Here is an 18,549-nt window from a genome sequence, read left to right as displayed (position 1 = left end):
TCGGAGGCCGACGCCGGGGTTGCGGCGTCGCCGCTGCGCATCCTGCACGTGCTCGACCACTCGATCCCGCTGCACAGCGGCTACACCTTCCGTACGCGCGCCATCCTGCGCCAGCAGCGGGTGCTGGGCTGGCAGACCTTCCAGCTCACCGGTCCGAAGCAGGGCGTCAGCGGCGCGGCCAGAGAGCAGATCGACGGCCTCGATTTCTATCGCACGCCGCAGGCGCGTGGCTTCAAGGCCGGCTTGCCGGCGCTGCGCCAGCTGGCGGTGATCGACGCCATCGAGGCGCGGCTGCTGGAGGTGGCGCGCGAAGTGCGGCCCGACATCCTGCACGCGCATTCGCCGGCGCTCAACGCCATCGCCGCGCTGCGCGTCGGCCGCCGGCTCGGCATTCCGGTGGTGTACGAGATCCGCGCCTTCTGGGAGGACGCGGCGGTCGACCACGGCTCCAGCAGCGACGGCGGCCTGCGCTACCGCGCCACGCGGGCCATGGAAACCTACGCGCTGCGCCGGGTCGACGCCGCCACCACCATTTGCGAAGGCTTGCGGGCCGATATCGCCGCGCGCGGCATCGCGCCGGCCAAGGTGACCGTGATCCCGAACGCCGTCGACATCGCCGATTTCAGCGTCGGCGGGGTGCGCGACGCGGCGCTGGCCGCGCAACTGGGACTGGACGGCAAGGTGGTGCTGGGTTTCATCGGCTCCTTCTACGCCTATGAGGGGCTGCACATTTTGCTGGACGCTCTGCCCGGCATCATCGCCCGGCGGCCCGATATCCGCCTGCTGCTGGTCGGCGGCGGCGCCCAGGAGGCCGCGCTGCGCGCCCAGGCCGAGGCGCTGGGCGTGGCCGCGCACGTGGTGTTCACCGGCCGCGTGCCGCACGAACAGGTGCAGCGCTACTACGACCTGACCGACGTGCTGGTGTATCCGCGCGTGAAGATGCGCCTGACCGACCTGGTCACGCCGCTCAAACCGCTGGAGGCGATGGCGCAGGGACGCCTGCTGGTGGCCTCCGATGTCGGCGGCCACCGCGAGCTGATCGAGGACGGCGCAACCGGCGTGCTGTTCGCCGCCGGCGACCCGCGGGCGCTGGCCGACCAGGTGCTGGCGCTGCTGGCGGCGCCGCAGCGCTGGGACGCGCTGCGCGCCAGCGGCCGCCGCTTTGTCGAACACGAACGCAACTGGGCCGCCAGCGTCGCGCGCTACCGCGCGGTCTACCGAAGCGTCAATGCGGAGCGGGCGGCATGATGGAGGCCCCGGTGCACATCGGCTTGATCGGCCCGCTGCCGCCGCCGCCCGGCGGCATGGCCAACCAGACCTTGCAGCTGAACGAGCTGCTGCTGCGCGACGGCCACCGCGTCGAGCTGGTGCAGATGAACGCGCCCTACAGCCCGGCGTGGGCCGGCCGCGTGCCGGTGCTGCGCGCCGGCGTGCGGCTGCTGCCGTATCTGTGGCGGCTGTGGCGTGTCGCCGGCAAGGTCCAACTGCTGCACGTGATGGCCAATTCCGGCTGGTCGTGGCACCTGTTCGCCGCGCCGGCGATCTGGATCGCGCGCCTGCGTGGTTGCCCGGTGGTGGTCAACTACCGGGGCGGGGAGGCCGACGCCTTCCTGCAACGCGCCGCCGACTGGGTCCGTCCCAGCCTGCGCCGCAGCGCCGCCTTGTTGGTGCCGTCCGGATTTTTGGAGGCGGTGTTCCGGCGCCACGGTTTCGGCAGCACGGTGGTGCCCAATGTGATCAACCTGGAACGCTTCGGCGCCGCCGATGCCCGCGCCACGCCGTCGGCAGGGAGGGCGCCGTCGGTGCTGGTGGCGCGCCATCTGGAACCGATCTACGACAACCAGACCGCGCTGCGCGCGTTCGCGCTGCTGGCCGCGCGCTATCCGGCGGCGCAGCTGGTGATCGCCGGCAGCGGTCCGGAAGCCGACATGCTGACCGCGCTGGCGGAGCATTTGGGCATCTCGCAGGCGGTGCGCTTCACCGGCCGCATCGACAACGCGGCCATGGCGGCGCTGTACCGGGAGGCCGACATCATGCTCAACCCCAGCCTGGTCGACAACATGCCCAACTCGGTGCTGGAGGCGCTGGCCGGCGGCGTGGCGGTGGTCAGCACCGACGTCGGCGGCGTGCCGTATCTGGTCGAGCACCGCCGCAGCGCCTTGCTGGTGCCGCCGCAAAATCCGCAAGCGATGGCCGACGCCATGTTCCTGCTGCTGGGCGAGCCCGATTTGAAGGAGCGCCTGCGCCAGGCCGGCCTGCAGCTGGCCGACCAGTACACGTGGGCGCAGGTGCGTCCGCGCCTGTTGCAGGTGTATCGCTCGGTGATCGAGAAAGCCAACAAGGCCGGCGGCGTATCCGCCACCGGCGGGAGCAAAGCATGAACACAGCCCTCAATACCGACGCGCCGCCAGCGGCGCCGGTCCCGCTGGCGCCGCGTAGCCTGTACACGGCGGTGGTGGCCGGATTGCTGTTTCCGTTGCAGGAGCAGTTCAAGCGCCACACCACGGTGAGCGTGCGCCGCCGCATGGACGCGACCGAATACTGGGCGCCGGAGCGGCTCGAGAAGCTGCGCCTGGACCGCCTGCGCCGCCTGCTGCTGCGCGCGCAGACGCAGGTGCCGTACTACCGCGCGCTGTTCGCCGAGATCGGCTTCGACGCCGGCCGCGACGTCGGCTCGCTCGACGCGCTGGCGCGCCTGCCGCTGCTGGACAAGGCGCTGATACGCCGCCACGGCGCCGGCCTGCGCGCCGGCGACGCGCGCGAACTGGCGCGCTTCAACACCGGCGGCTCCAGCGGAGAGCCGTTGATCTTCTACATCGGCAAGGAGCGCGTCAGCCACGACGTCGCCGCCAAGTGGCGCGCCACGCGCTGGTGGGACGTCGATATCGGCGACCCCGAGATCGTGGTCTGGGGCTCGCCGATCGAACTGGGCGCGCAGGACCGCGCCCGCGCCGTGCGCGACCGCGTGATGCGCACCATGCTGCTGCCGGCGTTCGAGATGTCGGAGGCGAACCTGGACGCCTTCGTCGCCCGCATCCGGGCGCGGCGTCCGCGCATGCTGTTCGGCTATCCGTCGGCGCTGTCGCACATCGCCCGCCACGCCGAATTGCGCGGCCAGCGCATGGACGACCTGGGCATCCGCGTCGCCTTCGTCACTTCCGAGCGGCTCTACGACGAGCAGCGCGAGCAGATCTCGCGCGTTTTCGGCTGCGCGGTGGCCAACGGCTACGGCGGGCGCGACGCCGGCTTCATCGCCCACCAGTGCCCGCACGGCGGCATGCATATCACCGCCGAGGACATCATCGTCGAAATCGTCGACGCCGAGGGCCGGCCGTTGCCGGCCGGCGCCACCGGCGAGATCGTCGTCACCCACCTCGCCAGCGGCGATTTCCCGTTCATCCGCTACCGCACCGGTGACGTCGGCGCGCTGTCGACCCGCCAATGCGGCTGCGGGCGCAGCCTGCCGATGCTCGAAGAGATACAGGGGCGCAGCACCGATTTCCTGGTGGCGGCCGACGGCACCGTCATGCATGGCCTGGCGCTGGTGTATATCCTGCGCGATATCGAAGGCATGAAGGCGTTCAAGATCATCCAGGAGTCGCTGCAGGCGACGCGGGTGCAGGTGGCGCTCGACACGCCGCCCGGCGCGCCTTTGGATGATGCCTTGCGCGGCCACATCACGCGCGGCGTGCGGGCCCGGCTCGGCGCGCAGGTCGAGGTGACGGTCGAGCGGGTCGACGCCATCGCGCCGGAGGCGTCGGGCAAGTTCCGCTACGTCGTCAGCAAGGTCGACGCGGCGCGCAACTATGGAGCCGGCGCGCCATGAGGGATTTGCTGGTCACGTTGCTGGTATTCGGATCGCTGCCGTTTATTTTCAAGCGGCCGCCGTTCGGCGTCGTCATGTGGATCTGGATCAGCGTCATGAATCCGCACTCGCAGGGCTGGGGCTTCGCCCGCACCTTCCCGTTCGCGGCGGTGATCGCCGGCGCCATCGTCGCCGCCATGTTCCTGCACAAGGACAAATACCGCTTGCCGGCGCACCCGGTCACGTGGGTGTTCCTGGCGTTCATGGGCTGGATGAGCGTGACGTCGCTGTTCTCGATCCACGGCGTCGACGTGGTCACCCAGCAGTGGATCAAGGTGTACAAGATTTTCGGCATGACGGCGGTGGTCATGATGCTGGTGCGCACCCGCCAGGAGATCGAATGGCTGGTGTGGACGGTGGTCGTGTCGCTCGGGTTCTACGGCGTCAAGGGCGGTCTTTTCACCTTGCGCAGCGGCGGCAACTTCCGCGTCTGGGGGCCGGAGGGCACCTTCATCGACGGCAACAACGAGGTGGCGCTGGCCCTGGTGATCGTCATTCCGCTGATGTACTACCTGATCGGCAATGTGCGCCCGCGCTGGGCCAAGGGCGCGCTGGTCGGCGCCATGCTGCTGTGCGCGCTGGCGTCGCTGGGCTCGTATTCGCGCGGCGCCGCGCTGGCGATCGGCGCGATGACCACGGTGTTGTGGCTCAAGAGCCGCAACAAGCTGCCGTTGGGCGCGCTGCTGGCGATGGCGGTGCCGTTCCTGGTGCTGCTGATGCCGTCGCAGTGGCACGAGCGCATCGACACCATCAACACCTACGAGGAGGATACGTCGGCCATGGGCCGCATCAACGCCTGGCGCATGGCCTTCAACCTGGCCAACGACCGGCCGCTGGGCGGCGGCTTCGAAATCTACGACGGCCAGGTGTTCGCGCGGTACGCGCCGATCCCGACCGACGTGCACGCCGCGCACAGCATCTATTTCCAGGTGCTGGGCGAACATGGCTGGTTGGGGCTGGCGCTATACCTGGCGCTGGGCGTGATGACCTGGCGCACCGGCGCCGCCATCGTGCGCCAGGCCAAGGGCGTGCCGGAGCTCGATTGGGCGCTGCGGCTGGCCACCATGCTACAAGTTAGCCTGGTGGGCTTCGCCGTCGGCGGCGCTTTCCTGAGCCTGGCTTATTTCGACGTGCCGTACCTGCTCATGGCCGCCATGGTGGCGACCCGTCTGCTGGTGGCACGGCAGACGGCGCCGCGGCGCCGCCCGATGGCGCGGCCGCTGGGCAGGCATCCGGAAGCGGGCGCCGACACCGGCGTGGCGCAGGCATGAGCGCGGGCGCGGGCGTCAGCGCCCCGCGGTCCGCGCCGGCGCGCGGCGGCGGCTGGCCCACGCGGCCGCTTCTGCGCTTGCTGTCGCCCGGCGGCCGGCACGGCCTGAGCATCATGATCTATCACCGGGTGCTGGCCGCGCCCGACCCGCTGTTCCCGGGCGAGATCGACCGCGAAGCCTTCGCCATTCAGCTCGGCTTGCTGAAGTCCTCGTTCAACGTGCTCGCGCTGGAGGACGCGGTGCGCCTGATGCGCGAGGGCCGGTTGCCGCCGCGCGCGGCGTGCATCACCTTCGACGACGGTTATGCCGACAACGCGGTGGAGGCGCTGCCGATCCTGCAGCGCTTCGGCCTGAGCGCCACTTTCTTTGTCGCCACCGGCTTCCTCGACGGCGGCCGCATGTGGAACGACACCGTGATCGAGCTGGTGCGCAAAGCGCCGGCGGCCCGCGGCGCGCTGTTCGACGCCCGCACGGCGGGACTGGGCATGCTGCCGCTGGACGGCGCCGACGCGCGCCGGGCCGCCATTGGCGCGCTGATCGGCCACCTGAAGTACCTGCCGATGGAACAGCGGCTGGCCATGGTCGAACGGCTGGCCGGGGAGGCGGACTACGACCTGGCGCAAGACCTGATGATGAGCAGCGCGCAAGTGCGCCAGCTGCACGCCGCCGGCATGGGCATCGGCGCCCATACGGTCAACCATCCGATCCTCGCGGCGATTCCGGCGCGCCAGGCGGGCGACGAGATCGCGGCCGGCAAGCAATGGCTCGAAACGCTGACCGGCGCGCCGGTGCCGCTGTTCGCCTATCCGAACGGCAAGCCGAATACCGACTACCGCGCCGAACATGTCGGCATCGTGCGCGAACTGGGTTTCGAGGGTGCGGTGTCGACCGCGTGGGGCGGGCGCGCCGCCGACCTGTACCAGTTGCCGCGCTTCACGCCGTGGGACTTGAGCGGGCCGCGCTTCCAGCTGCGGCTGGCCGCCAACTTGGCGCGGCGTGCCGACATGGCCGATCCTTCGGCAACATAAGAGGGCCAACGTACAGAGAAAACCGCCACGCCCGGCCATACTGATGACTTACGCCATTTGTACAACTTTTTGGTATAATTTCATTGAGTTACGGCAATTTTCAGTCCCTTAGATGCCGTCAACCGCTGGCCAAGGAGAACGATGATGGAACGGGTAGTGGTGGTCGGCGCTTCCGCGGGGGGCATTCCGGCGCTGGAGGCGATATGCGCGGAGCTGCCTTCGGATTTTGCCGCGCCCATCCTGGTCGCCATGCACGTCGGCCCTCAAGGCAACGACCTGCTGGAAGTGCTGGCAAAATGCTGCCGTCTGCCGGCATCGCACGCCATCGACGGTCAATACGCCGAAGCTGGCACGATCCTGGTGGCCGCGCCCGGGCGCAATCTCACCATCGTCAACGACCACGGCAAGGTGCGCGTCAGGCTGGTCGAGGAAAGCAATCCCAATCTTCTGGCGCCCGCCATCAATCCGTTGTTCGCGTCCGCCGCCGCCGAGTTCCGTGAAAGGGTCGTCGGAACAGTCTTGTCCGGTTTCCTGGACGACGGCTCCGAAGGCCTGCGCGCGGTCAAGGCCGCCGGCGGCGTCGCCATCGCGCAAGAGCCGCGCGACGCGCTGTGCCCGGACATGCCGGCAAACGCGATCCGCCAGGTGGCGGTCGACTCGATCCTGCGCGCCGACGCCATCGGCGCGTTCTTGACCGCGCTGGCCGCCACGCCCGCCGCCGCGCCTTCGCCGGCGCACGCCGGCGCCACCGCGCCCGGCCGGGCGCCGGTGCGCCAGGGGCACGGCATCGAGGTTGGCAACGCGGGATTGCTGGCGTCCTCGGCCTTGTCGAAACCGCAGCGATAGCGCGGGTAGCGGACGGCTTGCCGCCGGAGCGCCGTCGCGCTTGCCGCTAGGCGTCGGCGGCCGCGACTTCGGACAAGGTCAGGCGGCGCGAGCGCACCGCCGGTTTCTTCGGATAACCCACCCTGAGCACCATGTACAGCGTTGCGCCGGCCGGCAGCGCGGCCTGGCTCGCGCGTTCCAGCGCCAGCGCTTCGGCGCGCGCCTCCTCGGGCACGGTGCCATCCTTGAGCCGGAAGATCTGGTCCGGCACCACATAATACGGTTGCACCGCCAGGCCCGCCTGGTTGAGGCGGGTCCAGGCGCGCACCAGCAGCTGGCCGGCGTCGAGCGCGCCCTGGCGGCCGGCGGCGCCGGTCACCAGCACCAGGCCGGGACCCTTTCGCACCAGGTCGGCCTCGATGGAAGCGAACAGCTTGTACAGGCCGATGCGGTTGAGCATGGCCATGCGCGGCCAGCTGCGGGTGTACGACAACATCGACTTGGCGCCCGGCGGCAGGAAGAAGGTGGCCACGTCCAGGCCGTCGCCGCGCGCCGCTTCGGCCTCCGTCATTCTGAGGCTGGCGTCGAGCGCGATGTGCGCCAGCCGGTTGCGAAAGCGCAGCGACGAGCCCTCGCGCACCAGCCCGGCCCAGCGCTGGACCGACGGCGCGTCGACCAGCAGGCGGCAGCGGGCCTCGCCCTGCGCCAGCGCCGCCAGTTCTCCGACTAGCTCGTCGGGCAGGGCGCGGTCGGCATAGGGCAGGCGGTTGGTGTGGCGCGAGAACAGCGGATGGGTGCGCCAATCGGCGCGCGGCGCGCCCGGGGCCGCCGCATCGATCCGGCAGCGGAACACGCAGTTTTTGTCGTCGCCGGCGGGGAAGATGACCGCTTCGTAGAGCTGGCACCCGGTGGCCTCGGCCATCCGCGTCACATTTTCGATGACGCCGCCGAAGGCGAGCAAGGTGGCGGGACTGTCGATGCCGAACGCACCCTCCTTGCCATCGTCGATGAACAGCAGGCGCAAGGTGGCACCATCCCAGCGAAAGCGCCACGGTTGCATATTGTCGGCCGACGCGGCCCAGCGGGCCGCCTCCAGCAGGCATTCAATGACTTGGTCGGTTACGCTCATCTGAAGAAAAAGTCTCCATGGTAGCCGGCGGCGGCCTCCTTCCAGCAAGCCGCCGCCGGGTGCATCACGCTTGACGACGGCGGTTGACCGCGTGTACGCCAAGCAGGGCGAGGGCCAGCAACGCCAGGGTGCCTGGTTCCGGCACGCGGTTGAAGTCGCTGATACCGTTCGAGTTAAGGGCGACCAGGCCGTTCGGTCCAAAGATCGGAGCCTGGGTGGTGTTGTTGAAGGCGTTGAACATCAGATCATAGAACGGCATCGGATCGACGAAGAACAGCGCGCCCTGGGCCGTCAGGTTGAACGTGGTGTTGCCGTTCAGCGCGGCGCCAAGCAGGGAATTGAACGACGAGGTGCCGGTCACCAGGTTGCCCGAGGCGAGCGGGATGTCGTCACCCGTGCCATTGATCGAGTATTCGTTGGCGAGCGTGGCCTGGTTGAACACATTCGTGTTGCCCGGATCGGCGTACATGGTGAAGCTCAGTTCCGTCAGCGTGTTGACGCTGTTGGCCTGGTTGATGACACCGGTGGTGGTGACGTCTTTCAGCGAGAACTCCAGATAGATGCCGTAGTTGAAGTTCAGACCGGTGATGTTCGCGCCCAGATTGGCGCCGTTGTACGCGAAGCCGCTGTAGCTGATGTAGCCGATCGCCTCGTGGGTGTTGCCGACCGTATGCAGCAGCTGCGACGACACGCCGTTCAAGGAATCCGCTTTGATCGGACCGACCGGGCCGCCCAGCCCCAGCGCCGATGGATTGATGCTGAATTCCGGCGCCGCTTGGGCCGACGCCATGCCCAGCGTCAGCACGATACCCGAAGCGAGCAGCGACAGGCGTTTGCTAAAGTTTAAGTTTTTCATTGATGCTCCCCTGATTGAATTGCCTCGTTGTTGCACGTAACCGTGAGATCCGGTCTAGTGTCATATAAGCATGATTCAGGCCAGCATTTCATTTCACAAATACTTTGTTTAAAATCAATTGGTTAGGCGAAGCGCGCGTTTGCGCGAAATCAAAACTGTAAAGAAAATCGACACTTTTTTCCACGTCAGTTGATGTCGCGCAGACGATTGACGATACCGGCTTCCTCGCGCGGCGAGAAAAACAGCGGATACAGCGAGCGCTCGCCGGGCGTGGCCTCCTTGCCCTTGCCACCCCACAGCGCGGTCTGTTCGCTCATGTAGGCGAAGCTGACCCACAGCAGGCAGGCCGGCGCGTCCACGCGCGGATTGCTCTTCGGTTCGCCCAACTGTTTGAACCCGAGCATCTGCTGGTAGAAGCGGCGGTGGCGCGGGTTTACTTCGATGAACAAATCGGAGCAGCCGTGCACGTCGCGCCCGTACATGATGCCCAGGTTGAACAGCGACGCCATCAGCGCCTGCGATTGCACCGCCGGGTCGAAGGCCAGCTTGGTCAGTTCGCACACCTTGCAACCGCGCGCCCGGTAGGCGTCGATTTCGTCCTTGAAGATCTGGTCGGCCAGGATACCCATCGGCGAATCGAGGCCCAGCGTCAGCGTGCCGACCACCTCGCCCTTGTGGGTGGAGGTCAGGGTCACGCGGTTGGGGTCGTCCGACAGGGTATGCGTGCCGTAGCCGCGCCACGAGTACATTTTGTTGATCAGGACGCTGGCCTTGTTGCGGCCTTCGGGAGTGTCGACCATACGCAGGCCGAACACTTTTTCGTCGATCAACAGTTCCACCGCGTTGCTGGGCACCTCGTCGGAAATATTGGCCATACCCTGGGACAGCACGGCGGCGCCGCCGTCGTTGTTGGACGATGTCATCTGCTCCTCCTGAAGTGGACGCCCGCCATTGTTGGCGGCACAGGCCGCTCTCCGGGGCATTCGTTGTAATATTGATCATCATAGGCCAATCTGTCGAACTGGACAATAAGCGTCGCGACAAACCTGCGCGCGCGGGCGTTGCGGTGTCGCGGCCGTGACCATTTCCACCACGGTCGATGCATTTATTCTAACTTTCCAGGCCAGTTCGGCGGTATAGTCTCGATGCTGTCTTTTATACATCGAAATCGCGAGGGAAGTACGCATGTCTATCTTGGCCCGGAAAAACCGTCGAACCGGCGCCGTCGCCGGCGCCTGCGTGCTGCTGGCCGCGTTCGCCGGCTGCGCGCGGCAACCCAGCGCCGACGAGCTGATCGCCGAGGCGCGCCAAATGCAGCAAAAGCGCGACCACAACGGCGCCATCATCCAGCTCAAAAACGCGCTGCAGCTCAACGCCGGCAACGCCGAGGCGCGCCTGCTGCTGGCCGCGGCGTACAACGACGCCGGCGACCCGCTGTCGGCGGAAAAAGAGGCGCGCAAGGCGGTCAGCCTGGGGCTGTCCGCGCAAAAGGCGCTGCCGGTGCTGGCCGAGGCGCTGCTGCGGCAAGGGAAGTATGCCGACGTGCTCAAGGAAACGGCCGCGGCCGGTGGCAGCCCCGGCCCCGACATGCTGATCCGGCAAGGCCAGGCCCATCTGGGCCTGGGCGAAACGCCGGCGGCGCGCCAGCGCTTCGAGGCGGCGCTGCGGGAGCGGCCCAAGGACGCCCGCGCCACCACCGGCCTGGCCCAGGCGGCGGCGCTCGAGCGCGACATGGTGCAGGCCGACCGCTACGCGGCGCGGGCGGTGGAGGAGAACCCGCGCGACGTCGACGCCTGGAAGGTCAAGGGGAGCCTGGAACGCGTCCAGGGGCGCGTCGCGGATGCCGAACGGTCGTACGACAGTGCCCAGCGCGTCGATCCCGCCGATGGCGACGTGCTGCTGCAGAAGACCTATCTGTATATCGACGCCAACAAGTACGACGACGCCGCGCGCGAGCTGGACCTGTACAAGAAGGTCGCCAAAGGCAGCCTGCTGGTGCCCTACACGCAGGCGCTGCTGGCCTACAAGCGGGGCGATGCGGCTGCCGCGCTCGAGCCGCTGCAGCAAGTGCTGAAGCTGGCGCCGGACCATATGCCGGCGCTGCTGCTGGCCGGCGCGGTCCAGTTCAAGCTGGGAGCGATCGCCCAGGCGGAGCTGCATCTGGCCAAGTACCTCGAGCGCGATCCGAACAACCTGGGCGCGCGCAAGCTGCTGGTGTCGACGCTGCTGCAGGCCAAGCGCCCGCAGGACGCGGCGACGGCGCTGGCGCCGGCGTTGAAGGATCCCGCGCCGGACGCCTACGTGCTGGCGCTGGCGGCGGAAGCGGCCATGCAGAGCGGCGACTTCGCCAAAGCCGGCGGCTACTACGAGCGCGCCAGCGAGCTGGCGCCGGACAAGGTGCAATTGCGTACCTCGCTCGGCCTGAGCTTGCTCGCCGCCGGGGACCAGAAACGCGCCATGGCCGAGCTCGAGCGCGCCACCGTGCTCGATGACGGCTATCTGCCCGCGGGCCTGGCGCTGGTGCGCACCGCGCTCGGCCTGAAGCAGTACGATCTGGCGCTGGCCGCTGCCGCCAAACTGGCGGCGGCCCATCCCGACAACGCCGATGTCACCTTCCTGATCGGCTCCGGCCAGATGGGCAAGCGCGATCCGGCCGCCGCGCGCGCCAGCTACGAGCGGGCACTGCGCCAGCGGCCGGGCTACTACGTGCCCGTGGCCGCGCTGGCCGTGCTCGACGCCGACGAGGGCAAGCCCGATGCGGCCCGCGCGCGCCTGATGGCCTTCCTCGAGCAGGACAAAAAGAATATGGACGCGATGACCGCGCTGTCGGCGCTGGCAGCCAAGCGCGGCAACGCCGACGAGGCCACGTCCTGGCTGGAAAAATCGCTGGCCGCCAATCCGGACGCCGTTTACCCGGCCTTGCGCCTGGCCGCCGACCACCTGAACCGCCGCCAGTACGAACGCGGCCTGACCCTGGCGCGCAAGACCAGCGCCGCCAACCCGGGCAATATCGACGCGCTGGATGTCCTCGGCCAGGCCCAGCTGGTGTCCGGCAAGCCGGTCGACGCGGTCGACACCTACAGCCAGAGCATCAAGCTGGCGCCGGGCTCGGCGCGCGCGCGCTACCTGCTGGCCGGCGCCCAGGCGCAGGCCGGCAAGGACGCCGACGCCATGGCCTCGCTGAAGAAGGCGCTGCAGATCGAGCCCGATTATATCGACGCTAAACTGGCACTGGCCGGGCTGGCGCAGCGCGCCGGCGACATGGCGCTGGCGTACGCGCAGGCGCGCGACATCCAGCGCCTGCGGCCCAGGTCGCCGGCCGGCCTGCTGCTGGAGGCCGACCTGCTGGTCAAGGAGAAGAAGCTGGCGCCGGCCATCGCCGCCTTCGAGCGGGCGCTGGTGCTGGCGCCGGACGCGGCCATCAAGATCAAGCTGGCGTACACGCTGTCGCTGGCGGGCAAGGGCGCCGAGGCCGAGCAGCGGCTGGCGCGCTGGATCAAGGAGGCGCCGGCGGCGCCGGGAACGGTGCCGCTGCGCATGTACCTGGCGCAGTTGGCCATCGCCGGCGAACGCTACGCGCAGGCGGGCCCGCAACTGGAGGCCGTGCTGGCCGCGCGCGGCAAACCTGACGCGCCGAGCGCCGCCGTGCTGGCCGAAGCGACCAACAACCTGGCTTACGTCTACCAGCAGCTGAAGGACCCGCGCGCCTTGCCCACCGCCGAACAGGCGCTGGCGCTGGCGCCGGAGAACCCGGCCGTCCTCGACACCGCCGGCTGGCTGCTGGTCGAGCGCGGCGACACCGTGCGCGGCGTGCCGCTGCTGCGCAAGGCCGCCACGCTGGCGCCGTCGAGCACGGTTCATTACCATCTGGCGCAGGGCTTGTCGCGCGCCGGCGACAAGCCGCAGGCCAAGAAAATGCTGGAGGAACTGCTGGCGCGCGACCCGCGCTTCCCGGAGGTCGACGGCGCGCGCGCGCTGCTCAAGCAGCTGTAGACAACTTCAGGCGCCTTCAAACGACGCCACGCCACGCAAGGCGGCCGCAGGCAGCCGTGGCCGGCGCGCGACAAACGCGCCGGCGCGCGCCTCAGGCGGCCCAGCGCTGCTCGTAGGCGCCGCCGGCCGACGCCTCGGACAGCGAATTCACCAGCGACAGAATCCCGGCTTCGGCGCTGCGGCAGAAGAAGTACGGGTACAGCGAGCGGCGCGTGTCGCCGCCGGCCGCCGCGCCGGTGCCGCCCAGCCTGGCGATCTGCGCGCCCATGAAATCGAGGCTGATGCGCAGCAGGTGCGCCGGCGCGTTGACGCGGGCGTTGTTCCTGACCTCCGCCGCCGGCTCGAAACCCAGCATCTCCTCGTAGAAGCGCTTGTGACGCGGGTTGACCTCGATGAACATGTCGGTGCACGCGTAAATCTTGTATGCGTACAGATAGATGATGTGCACCAGGGTGGCCAGCGCCAGCTTGGGGTGGGCCAGCGGATCGATGGCCAGTTTGGTCACCTCGCAGACCCTGGCGCCGGAACGGCGGTAGGCGTCGATCACTTCCTTGAAGGTGGCGTCGGCCAGCATGCCGTTGGCCGAATCGGTGCGCAAGGTCACCGTGCCCAGCAGTTGCTCGGGTTCGGCCGCCGTCAAGGTCACGTGGTGCGGGTGGGCCTCCAGCGCGTGCTGGTCGCCGTAGCCGCGCCAGCGGTACATCTTGTTGACCAGCCTGGCGGCGGACTGGCGTCCCGCCTCGGTGTTGGCCAGATGAATGCCGAAGGAGGTCAGCGGTCCGGTGCTGGTGCAACCGGGCGGCAGCTTGGCCAGCACATCGGGCACGATGGCCGGGCCGTAGTAGTGGGGATTGGCGCAATTTGGTCGGGGCATTGCTGCGGTCTTGTTCATCGATACTTCCCATATTCCGCGCCGAACGTGACTTAGCCGTTCGGCAGATTTAACATATTGCAACGCGCAACATGATAGCCGCGAATACGTCAACCAGCTTTCAAGCTGATAGCTATCGTGCGTGCAATTTCCATTGGGAATTTTTAACGCGTCGCCTGCGCAAAGCTGCGGGCGACGTGCCTGAGTTGAGATGCCGCACAGCGAACAGGCTGCTGTACAGTGCGCTGACCAGGCGCCAACCGGCGGCGTGGGCGGGGAACCCGTCCAGCACGCAGGCATGTAGATATTGACGAACCGCTTGGGCGGTTTCGGTGTGCAACATTTGTTGCGGAAAAACTAAAGCCTGATTCCGCTAGCGCTCATGCTGCGGCGCAGCGGGATTTGCATGTCGCGCCCGTCCGGAAGCAGACTGAAGCGTTGTCGGAATTCCAGCGGTATTGCGCGATTGCATTTTGGAGTATATACGAAATCGCTTTCATGGGACAAGCGCCGGAAAAAGAATGGCGGGTCAAGCCGCACGCCAAAGGCTGCGCGCCACGTGTTTGGCGCTGACGCCGCTTAGCATGCGCGGCGCGCCGTACAGCGAAGCGACCAGCCGCAATCCGCCGGCATAGTGGCGCCAGCCGTCGCGCGCGCAGGTGTACAGGTAGTCGCGGATCGCGATCCGGGTTTCGTGGCGGAAGGCGCTGCGCTGCGGCGCATCGAAAGCGGCGCTGTGGTGGCCGATGCGGTGCAGCGCGCGCAGCGCGTATTCCATGTTGCGGCGGCTGTTTTTGTGGCTGGAGGCGTTGTCGTCGTGCCAGCGGTAGCGCGTGATCGGCGCGGGCGTGTAGACGAAGTCGCCGCTGAGCAGCAAGCGGATCAGGAACTCGCGGTCCTCGCTGACCTTTAATCCCTCGTCGAACAGCCCGACGGCCAGCGCCGCCGCGCGCGAAAAGCACAGGCTCGACGGCTTGATGAAGTTGCCGTGGATGAGGCGCGACAGCGCGGCGCCGTCGATCCGCAGGCATTCGGTGCCGTCGATCGGCCGGCCGTGGCGGCGCGAAGGGTTGTCCCAAAAATCATCGTAGAGGCGCGGCTGGACCTCGCCGTCGACCAGCAGCCGCCCGGCGCCATAGGCGGCCACCGCGTCCGGCGCCGCCTCCAGCGCCGCGCGCAACGCGGCCAGATGGTCCGGCTCCCAGACGTCGTCGGCGTCGAGCAGCGCGATCCAGTCGCCGCCGCCGGCGCGGATGCCGGCGTTGCGGGCCACCGGAATGCCGCCGTTGGCTTGCTCGACCAGCCGCGCGCCGCAGGCCGGGTGGGCGGCGATCCAGTCGCGCACCACGCGCGCGGTGTCGTCGCGCGAGCCGTCGTCGACCACCACCACCTGGTCCGGCGGCGCGCTCTGGCCGACCACGCTGTCGAGCGCCTCGGTCACGTAGCCGGCGGCGTTATACGCGGGAATAACCACGCACACTGTCATGTCGGCCTCAGGCGGCGGGCTTGCGCAGCAGCGCGACGTAAATCTGGTTGCGCAGCGGCGCCGGCCGCCGCATCAGCAGCGCGATCGCCTTCGACAGGTATAACAGGCGCGGCGAGCCGCGCACGCGGCCCCAAGGGTCGCCGACCGAGCCTTCCCAGGCGGTCGTGAAGCCCGCCTCGGTGAAACACTTGTTCAATTGCCACTGGGTCAGCGGCGTGATGTGGCCGTCGCGCGCGTAGTCGTCCTCGGCGAACCACTGGAACGACAGGTCGCGCATGAACATGGCGATCGAGGCGGCGGTGTCGAGGTTGGGCGTGGACAGCAGCAGGGTGCCGCCCGGCCTGAGCACCTGGAAGCATTGGCGCGCGAAGTGGCGCGGGTTCTCCAGGTGTTCGATGATCTCCAGCGCGCAGATGTGGTCTTCGCTGGCGGCGCGGCCGTCGGAAAAGTTCTGGTTCAGGTCGCACGTGAAGAAGGGGATCGCGCCGTGCAGGCGGAAGTTCTCGCGCACGTAGTCGGTGGCGGTGACCCGGTAGCCGGCGTCGGCCAGGCGCCGGCTCATGGCGCCGCTGCCGGCGGCCAGCTCGAGCACGCTGGCGCCGGGCGCGGCGTGGCGGCTGAACTGGTCGAACGCGTATTCATGCAGGCCGGGCAGCGCGTGGATCGGCAAGCCCTGGTAGGCCACGTGGCTCTTTTCGCTAACGGCGGTGGCGCGGTAGTGGTCGACCAGCACGGTCGCCTTCGGTTCGCTATCGTCGTTCGTGGCGTTCGTGGCGGTGGTGGCATTCATGGCGTCCTCGGTGTGCGCGGCGGCAGGCGCAGGAAATGCAGCAGGAAATGACGGCTGTAGCTCAGGTATTGCAGGCCGCCGGGCTGGCGCAGGCTGCGCCAGTGCCAGCCGAGCGCCTCGCGCCAGCGCCCGCGCGCCAGCGCGCGCACCGAGTGGTCGTGCTGGGCGCCGGACAGATGGCGCCGGATGCGCCGTTCGATCGCCGGCGGCGGCCCGGCCGCCAGCATCTGCTGGTACAGCGACAGGTAGAACTCGAAATAGGCGTCCGATTGCGACAGCGAGCCGCCCGTCACGTGCACGCGGAAGGTCGGCTGCTCGATGGTCGCGACCTGCTTGCCGTCCAGGCTGAGCTTGAACGCCAGCCAGGTCCACTCGGCGTACGGCTGGTAGTCGGCGAAGTAGGCGGGGCCGACGCTGTCGGTGCGGTACAGGGCGTTGCCGTTGGTCAGCCAGTTGGCTTCGAACAGCATCGCCAGCGGTTCGCGCCGCACCTGCGCCAGATGGTTGTACAGCAGCGCATCGACGCCCTCGAAGCGGCGGTAGGCGTTGGTCACGACCAGGTCGGCCTGCGGCTGGGCGCGCAGCGCGGCCAGTTTCAGGTCGGTAGCGCCGGGCAGGTATTCGTCGTCGTCGTCGATCATCGAGAAGTAGGGCGTGTCGACCATCAGGCGGCCTTCCCAGACGGCGTTCGGCGCCGACGGCAACTCCACATAGGCGTAGCGCACGTCGGTTTGCGCGCGCAACCAGTCGCACACGCCCTCGTCGTAGCGCTGGCCGTTGACCACGACGATGATTTGCACCGGCCGCGTCGACGAGGCGCGGATCGAATCGAGGCAGCGTCCGATCTCCATGCGGCGCGACAGCTGGGCCGTGGTCGGCACGATCACCGTCACTTGCGGCCGCCCCTGAGCGCTCGCCGGCGGACGCGTCGCTTCGAGCAGGGCGTCGTGCTTCATGCCGGCAGCACTTTCAGGCGGCGCAGGCAGAAGCGCTCGGCGCCTTGCGGGCGGGCGCTGACGAACCACAGCGCGAACACGGTCGAGACGTACACCAGCGCGCCGGTCGCCGAATCCGTCAACAGCCGCAGCCATGGATTGAAACCGGCCAGGCGCGCGTCGAGCTGTGCCACCGCCATCGCCATCACGGTGACGCCGATCACCGGGCGCCAGACGGTGCGCAGCACCTCGCCCCAGCCGAACTTGAGCAGCCGTTTGGTCGCGCTCATTTCCAGCACCACGTCCAGCAATTGGGCACTCAGGTAGGCGTAGCCGGCGCCGACGATGCCGTAGCGGCGCATGAAGAAAAACAGCGCCGGGAACAGGATCAACAGGTAACAGGTCTGCACGATGGCGACCTCGTGCGGACGTCCCAGCGCCAGCCACACCGAGGCGTTGTTGGTCTGGGTGGCGGTGATGGCGCCGCTGATGGCGAGGATGGCGATCAGCGGCACGGCCTGGTGCCATTTGTCGCCCAGCATGGCCTGCACCAACGGCTCGGCGACGCAGGCGATGCCGATGCCTACCGGCAGGATCAGCAAGGTGATCATGCCCAGCAGACGGAAGTACGAGGCCGAGATCTGCGCGGTGTCGGCCATCTTGGAAAAGCCGGGAAAGGTGACCCGGTTGATCGGCGCCACCAGCTCGGTCGACGGCAGGTTGGAAATTTCGTACGATACCGTGTACACGCCCAGCCCGGCGGCGCCGAAGTAGCGGCCGATGATGAAGGTGCAGCCGTCGTGGCGCAGGAAACCGAGCGCGTTATTGAGCAGCATCCATTTCGAGAAGTGGAACAGCTCGCGCAACGCCCCCAGGCCGAAGCGGGGCCGGTAGTCGTTCATCGCGTAGCTCATCGCCACGGTGATGGCGCGCCCCAGGCACATGCCCAGCAACAGCGCCCAGTAGGAATGCAGGATCAGCGCGGCGCCGATGGTGACGACGAAGGTGCCGACCCGGCGCACCATGATGAAGTTGAACTCCTGGCGGAAGTCGAGCTCCTTGCGGAAGTTGACCACGCCGACATTGCCGAAGGCGTTGACCAGGTACATCAGCGACAGCACCCACATCACGCCGACCAGGCGCGGCTCGTCGTAGAACAGCGCCGCCGGGTGCGCCAGCGCCACCAGCGCGGCGGCGCAGAACAGCCCGAAGATGACGTTCAGGGTCCAGACGGTGTCGTAGTGGCGGCGCTCGGCGTTCTTTTTTTGGATCAGCGCCAGGTCGAAGCTGAATGCGCCGAGCACGTCGAGCAGGCCGCCGATGGCGGTGGCCATCGCCACCAGGCCGAAATCGTCCGGCGCCAGCAGGCGCGCCAGCAGCAAGGTGCTGACCATGCCGATGCCGCGATCGACCAGGCGCGCGGTGATCATCCAGACTATGCCGGTGGCCATGCGTTCGTTAATGTGCGTCATGCGGCGCTGAACCCTGTTTGGAGATGCC

At 68.2% G+C, this 18,549-nt stretch carries 15 protein-coding genes; 7 read left to right on the top strand and 8 right to left on the bottom strand.

Annotated features, from left to right (window positions below):
* Positions 1-33 precede the first annotated feature (33 nt).
* From BMX85_RS13895 to BMX85_RS13870, 6 genes are all read left to right on the top strand, one after another.
* Positions 34-1,248 carry a TIGR04063 family PEP-CTERM/XrtA system glycosyltransferase gene (locus BMX85_RS13895; RefSeq protein WP_090320042.1) on the top strand — a complete coding sequence of 405 codons (1,215 nt, stop codon included), beginning with the start codon at positions 34-36 and terminating at the stop codon, positions 1,246-1,248.
* Positions 1,245-2,381, top strand: coding sequence for a glycosyltransferase family 4 protein (locus BMX85_RS13890; RefSeq protein ID WP_090318860.1), 1,137 nt, complete (start codon positions 1,245-1,247; stop codon positions 2,379-2,381). The genes BMX85_RS13895 and BMX85_RS13890 overlap by 4 nt, the downstream gene beginning before the upstream one ends.
* Positions 2,378-3,826, top strand: coding sequence for a phenylacetate--CoA ligase family protein (locus tag BMX85_RS13885; RefSeq protein WP_143067976.1), 1,449 nt, complete (start codon positions 2,378-2,380; stop codon positions 3,824-3,826). Before BMX85_RS13890 ends, BMX85_RS13885 begins: the two co-directional genes overlap by 4 nt.
* Positions 3,823-5,136: a putative O-glycosylation ligase, exosortase A system-associated gene (locus BMX85_RS13880; RefSeq protein WP_090318857.1), complete on the top strand. Its 1,314-nt coding sequence runs from the start codon at positions 3,823-3,825 to the stop codon at positions 5,134-5,136. The genes BMX85_RS13885 and BMX85_RS13880 overlap by 4 nt, the downstream gene beginning before the upstream one ends.
* Positions 5,133-6,164 carry a polysaccharide deacetylase family protein gene (locus BMX85_RS13875; RefSeq protein WP_090318854.1) on the top strand — a complete coding sequence of 344 codons (1,032 nt, stop codon included), beginning with the start codon at positions 5,133-5,135 and terminating at the stop codon, positions 6,162-6,164. Before BMX85_RS13880 ends, BMX85_RS13875 begins: the two co-directional genes overlap by 4 nt.
* 141 nt (positions 6,165-6,305) lie before the next feature.
* The gene (locus BMX85_RS13870; protein ID WP_090318851.1) at positions 6,306-7,010 is read left to right on the top strand and encodes a chemotaxis protein CheB; all 705 of its coding nucleotides are present in this window, start codon (positions 6,306-6,308) and stop codon (positions 7,008-7,010) included.
* 46 nt (positions 7,011-7,056) lie between these two features.
* Here the strand turns inward: BMX85_RS13870 and BMX85_RS13865 are convergent, their stop codons facing one another.
* The 3 genes from BMX85_RS13865 to BMX85_RS13855 all read right to left on the bottom strand — a co-directional run bounded on the left by BMX85_RS13865 (position 7,057) and on the right by BMX85_RS13855 (position 9,897).
* On the bottom strand, positions 7,057-8,166 hold the full coding sequence (locus BMX85_RS13865; RefSeq protein WP_255372382.1) for a nitroreductase family protein: 1,110 nt from the start codon (positions 8,164-8,166) through the stop codon (positions 7,057-7,059).
* Between the two features lie 16 nt (positions 8,167-8,182).
* On the bottom strand, positions 8,183-8,974 hold the full coding sequence (gene pepA, locus BMX85_RS13860) for a flocculation-associated PEP-CTERM protein PepA (RefSeq protein ID WP_090318845.1): 792 nt from the start codon (positions 8,972-8,974) through the stop codon (positions 8,183-8,185).
* Positions 8,975-9,159: 185 nt separating this feature from the next.
* A complete protein-coding gene (locus BMX85_RS13855; RefSeq protein ID WP_229210445.1) occupies positions 9,160-9,897 on the bottom strand; it encodes a GNAT family N-acetyltransferase in 738 nt (245 codons plus the stop codon).
* A 262-nt stretch (positions 9,898-10,159) separates the two neighbouring features.
* On the opposite strand from BMX85_RS13855, the gene prsT reads away from it, so the two are divergent.
* Positions 10,160-12,967, top strand: coding sequence for an XrtA/PEP-CTERM system TPR-repeat protein PrsT (prsT, locus tag BMX85_RS13850; protein WP_090318842.1), 2,808 nt, complete (start codon positions 10,160-10,162; stop codon positions 12,965-12,967).
* A 91-nt stretch (positions 12,968-13,058) separates the two neighbouring features.
* Here prsT and BMX85_RS13845 read toward each other — a convergent pair whose 3' ends face one another.
* From BMX85_RS13845 to BMX85_RS13825, 5 genes are all read right to left on the bottom strand, one after another.
* Positions 13,059-13,841, bottom strand: coding sequence for an N-acyl amino acid synthase FeeM domain-containing protein (locus BMX85_RS13845; RefSeq protein ID WP_177196754.1), 783 nt, complete (start codon positions 13,839-13,841; stop codon positions 13,059-13,061).
* A 526-nt stretch (positions 13,842-14,367) separates the two neighbouring features.
* Positions 14,368-15,324: a glycosyltransferase family 2 protein gene (locus tag BMX85_RS13840; protein WP_090318839.1), complete on the bottom strand. Its 957-nt coding sequence runs from the start codon at positions 15,322-15,324 to the stop codon at positions 14,368-14,370.
* A gap of 7 nt (positions 15,325-15,331) precedes the next feature.
* A complete protein-coding gene (locus tag BMX85_RS13835; RefSeq protein ID WP_090318837.1) occupies positions 15,332-16,114 on the bottom strand; it encodes a class I SAM-dependent methyltransferase in 783 nt (260 codons plus the stop codon).
* Entirely contained in the window at positions 16,111-17,070 is a 960-nt protein-coding gene (locus BMX85_RS13830; protein WP_090318834.1) for a glycosyltransferase family A protein, read from the bottom strand. The genes BMX85_RS13835 and BMX85_RS13830 overlap by 4 nt, the downstream gene beginning before the upstream one ends.
* The gene (locus BMX85_RS13825; RefSeq protein ID WP_090318830.1) at positions 17,067-18,521 is read right to left on the bottom strand and encodes a lipopolysaccharide biosynthesis protein; all 1,455 of its coding nucleotides are present in this window, start codon (positions 18,519-18,521) and stop codon (positions 17,067-17,069) included. Before BMX85_RS13825 ends, BMX85_RS13830 begins: the two co-directional genes overlap by 4 nt.
* Positions 18,522-18,549 lie beyond the last annotated feature (28 nt).

This window comes from Duganella sp. CF517, from assembly GCF_900110275.1.
Lineage (GTDB): Bacteria > Pseudomonadota > Gammaproteobacteria > Burkholderiales > Burkholderiaceae_D > Rugamonas.
This window is presented reverse-complemented; position numbering and strand designations above follow the sequence as displayed.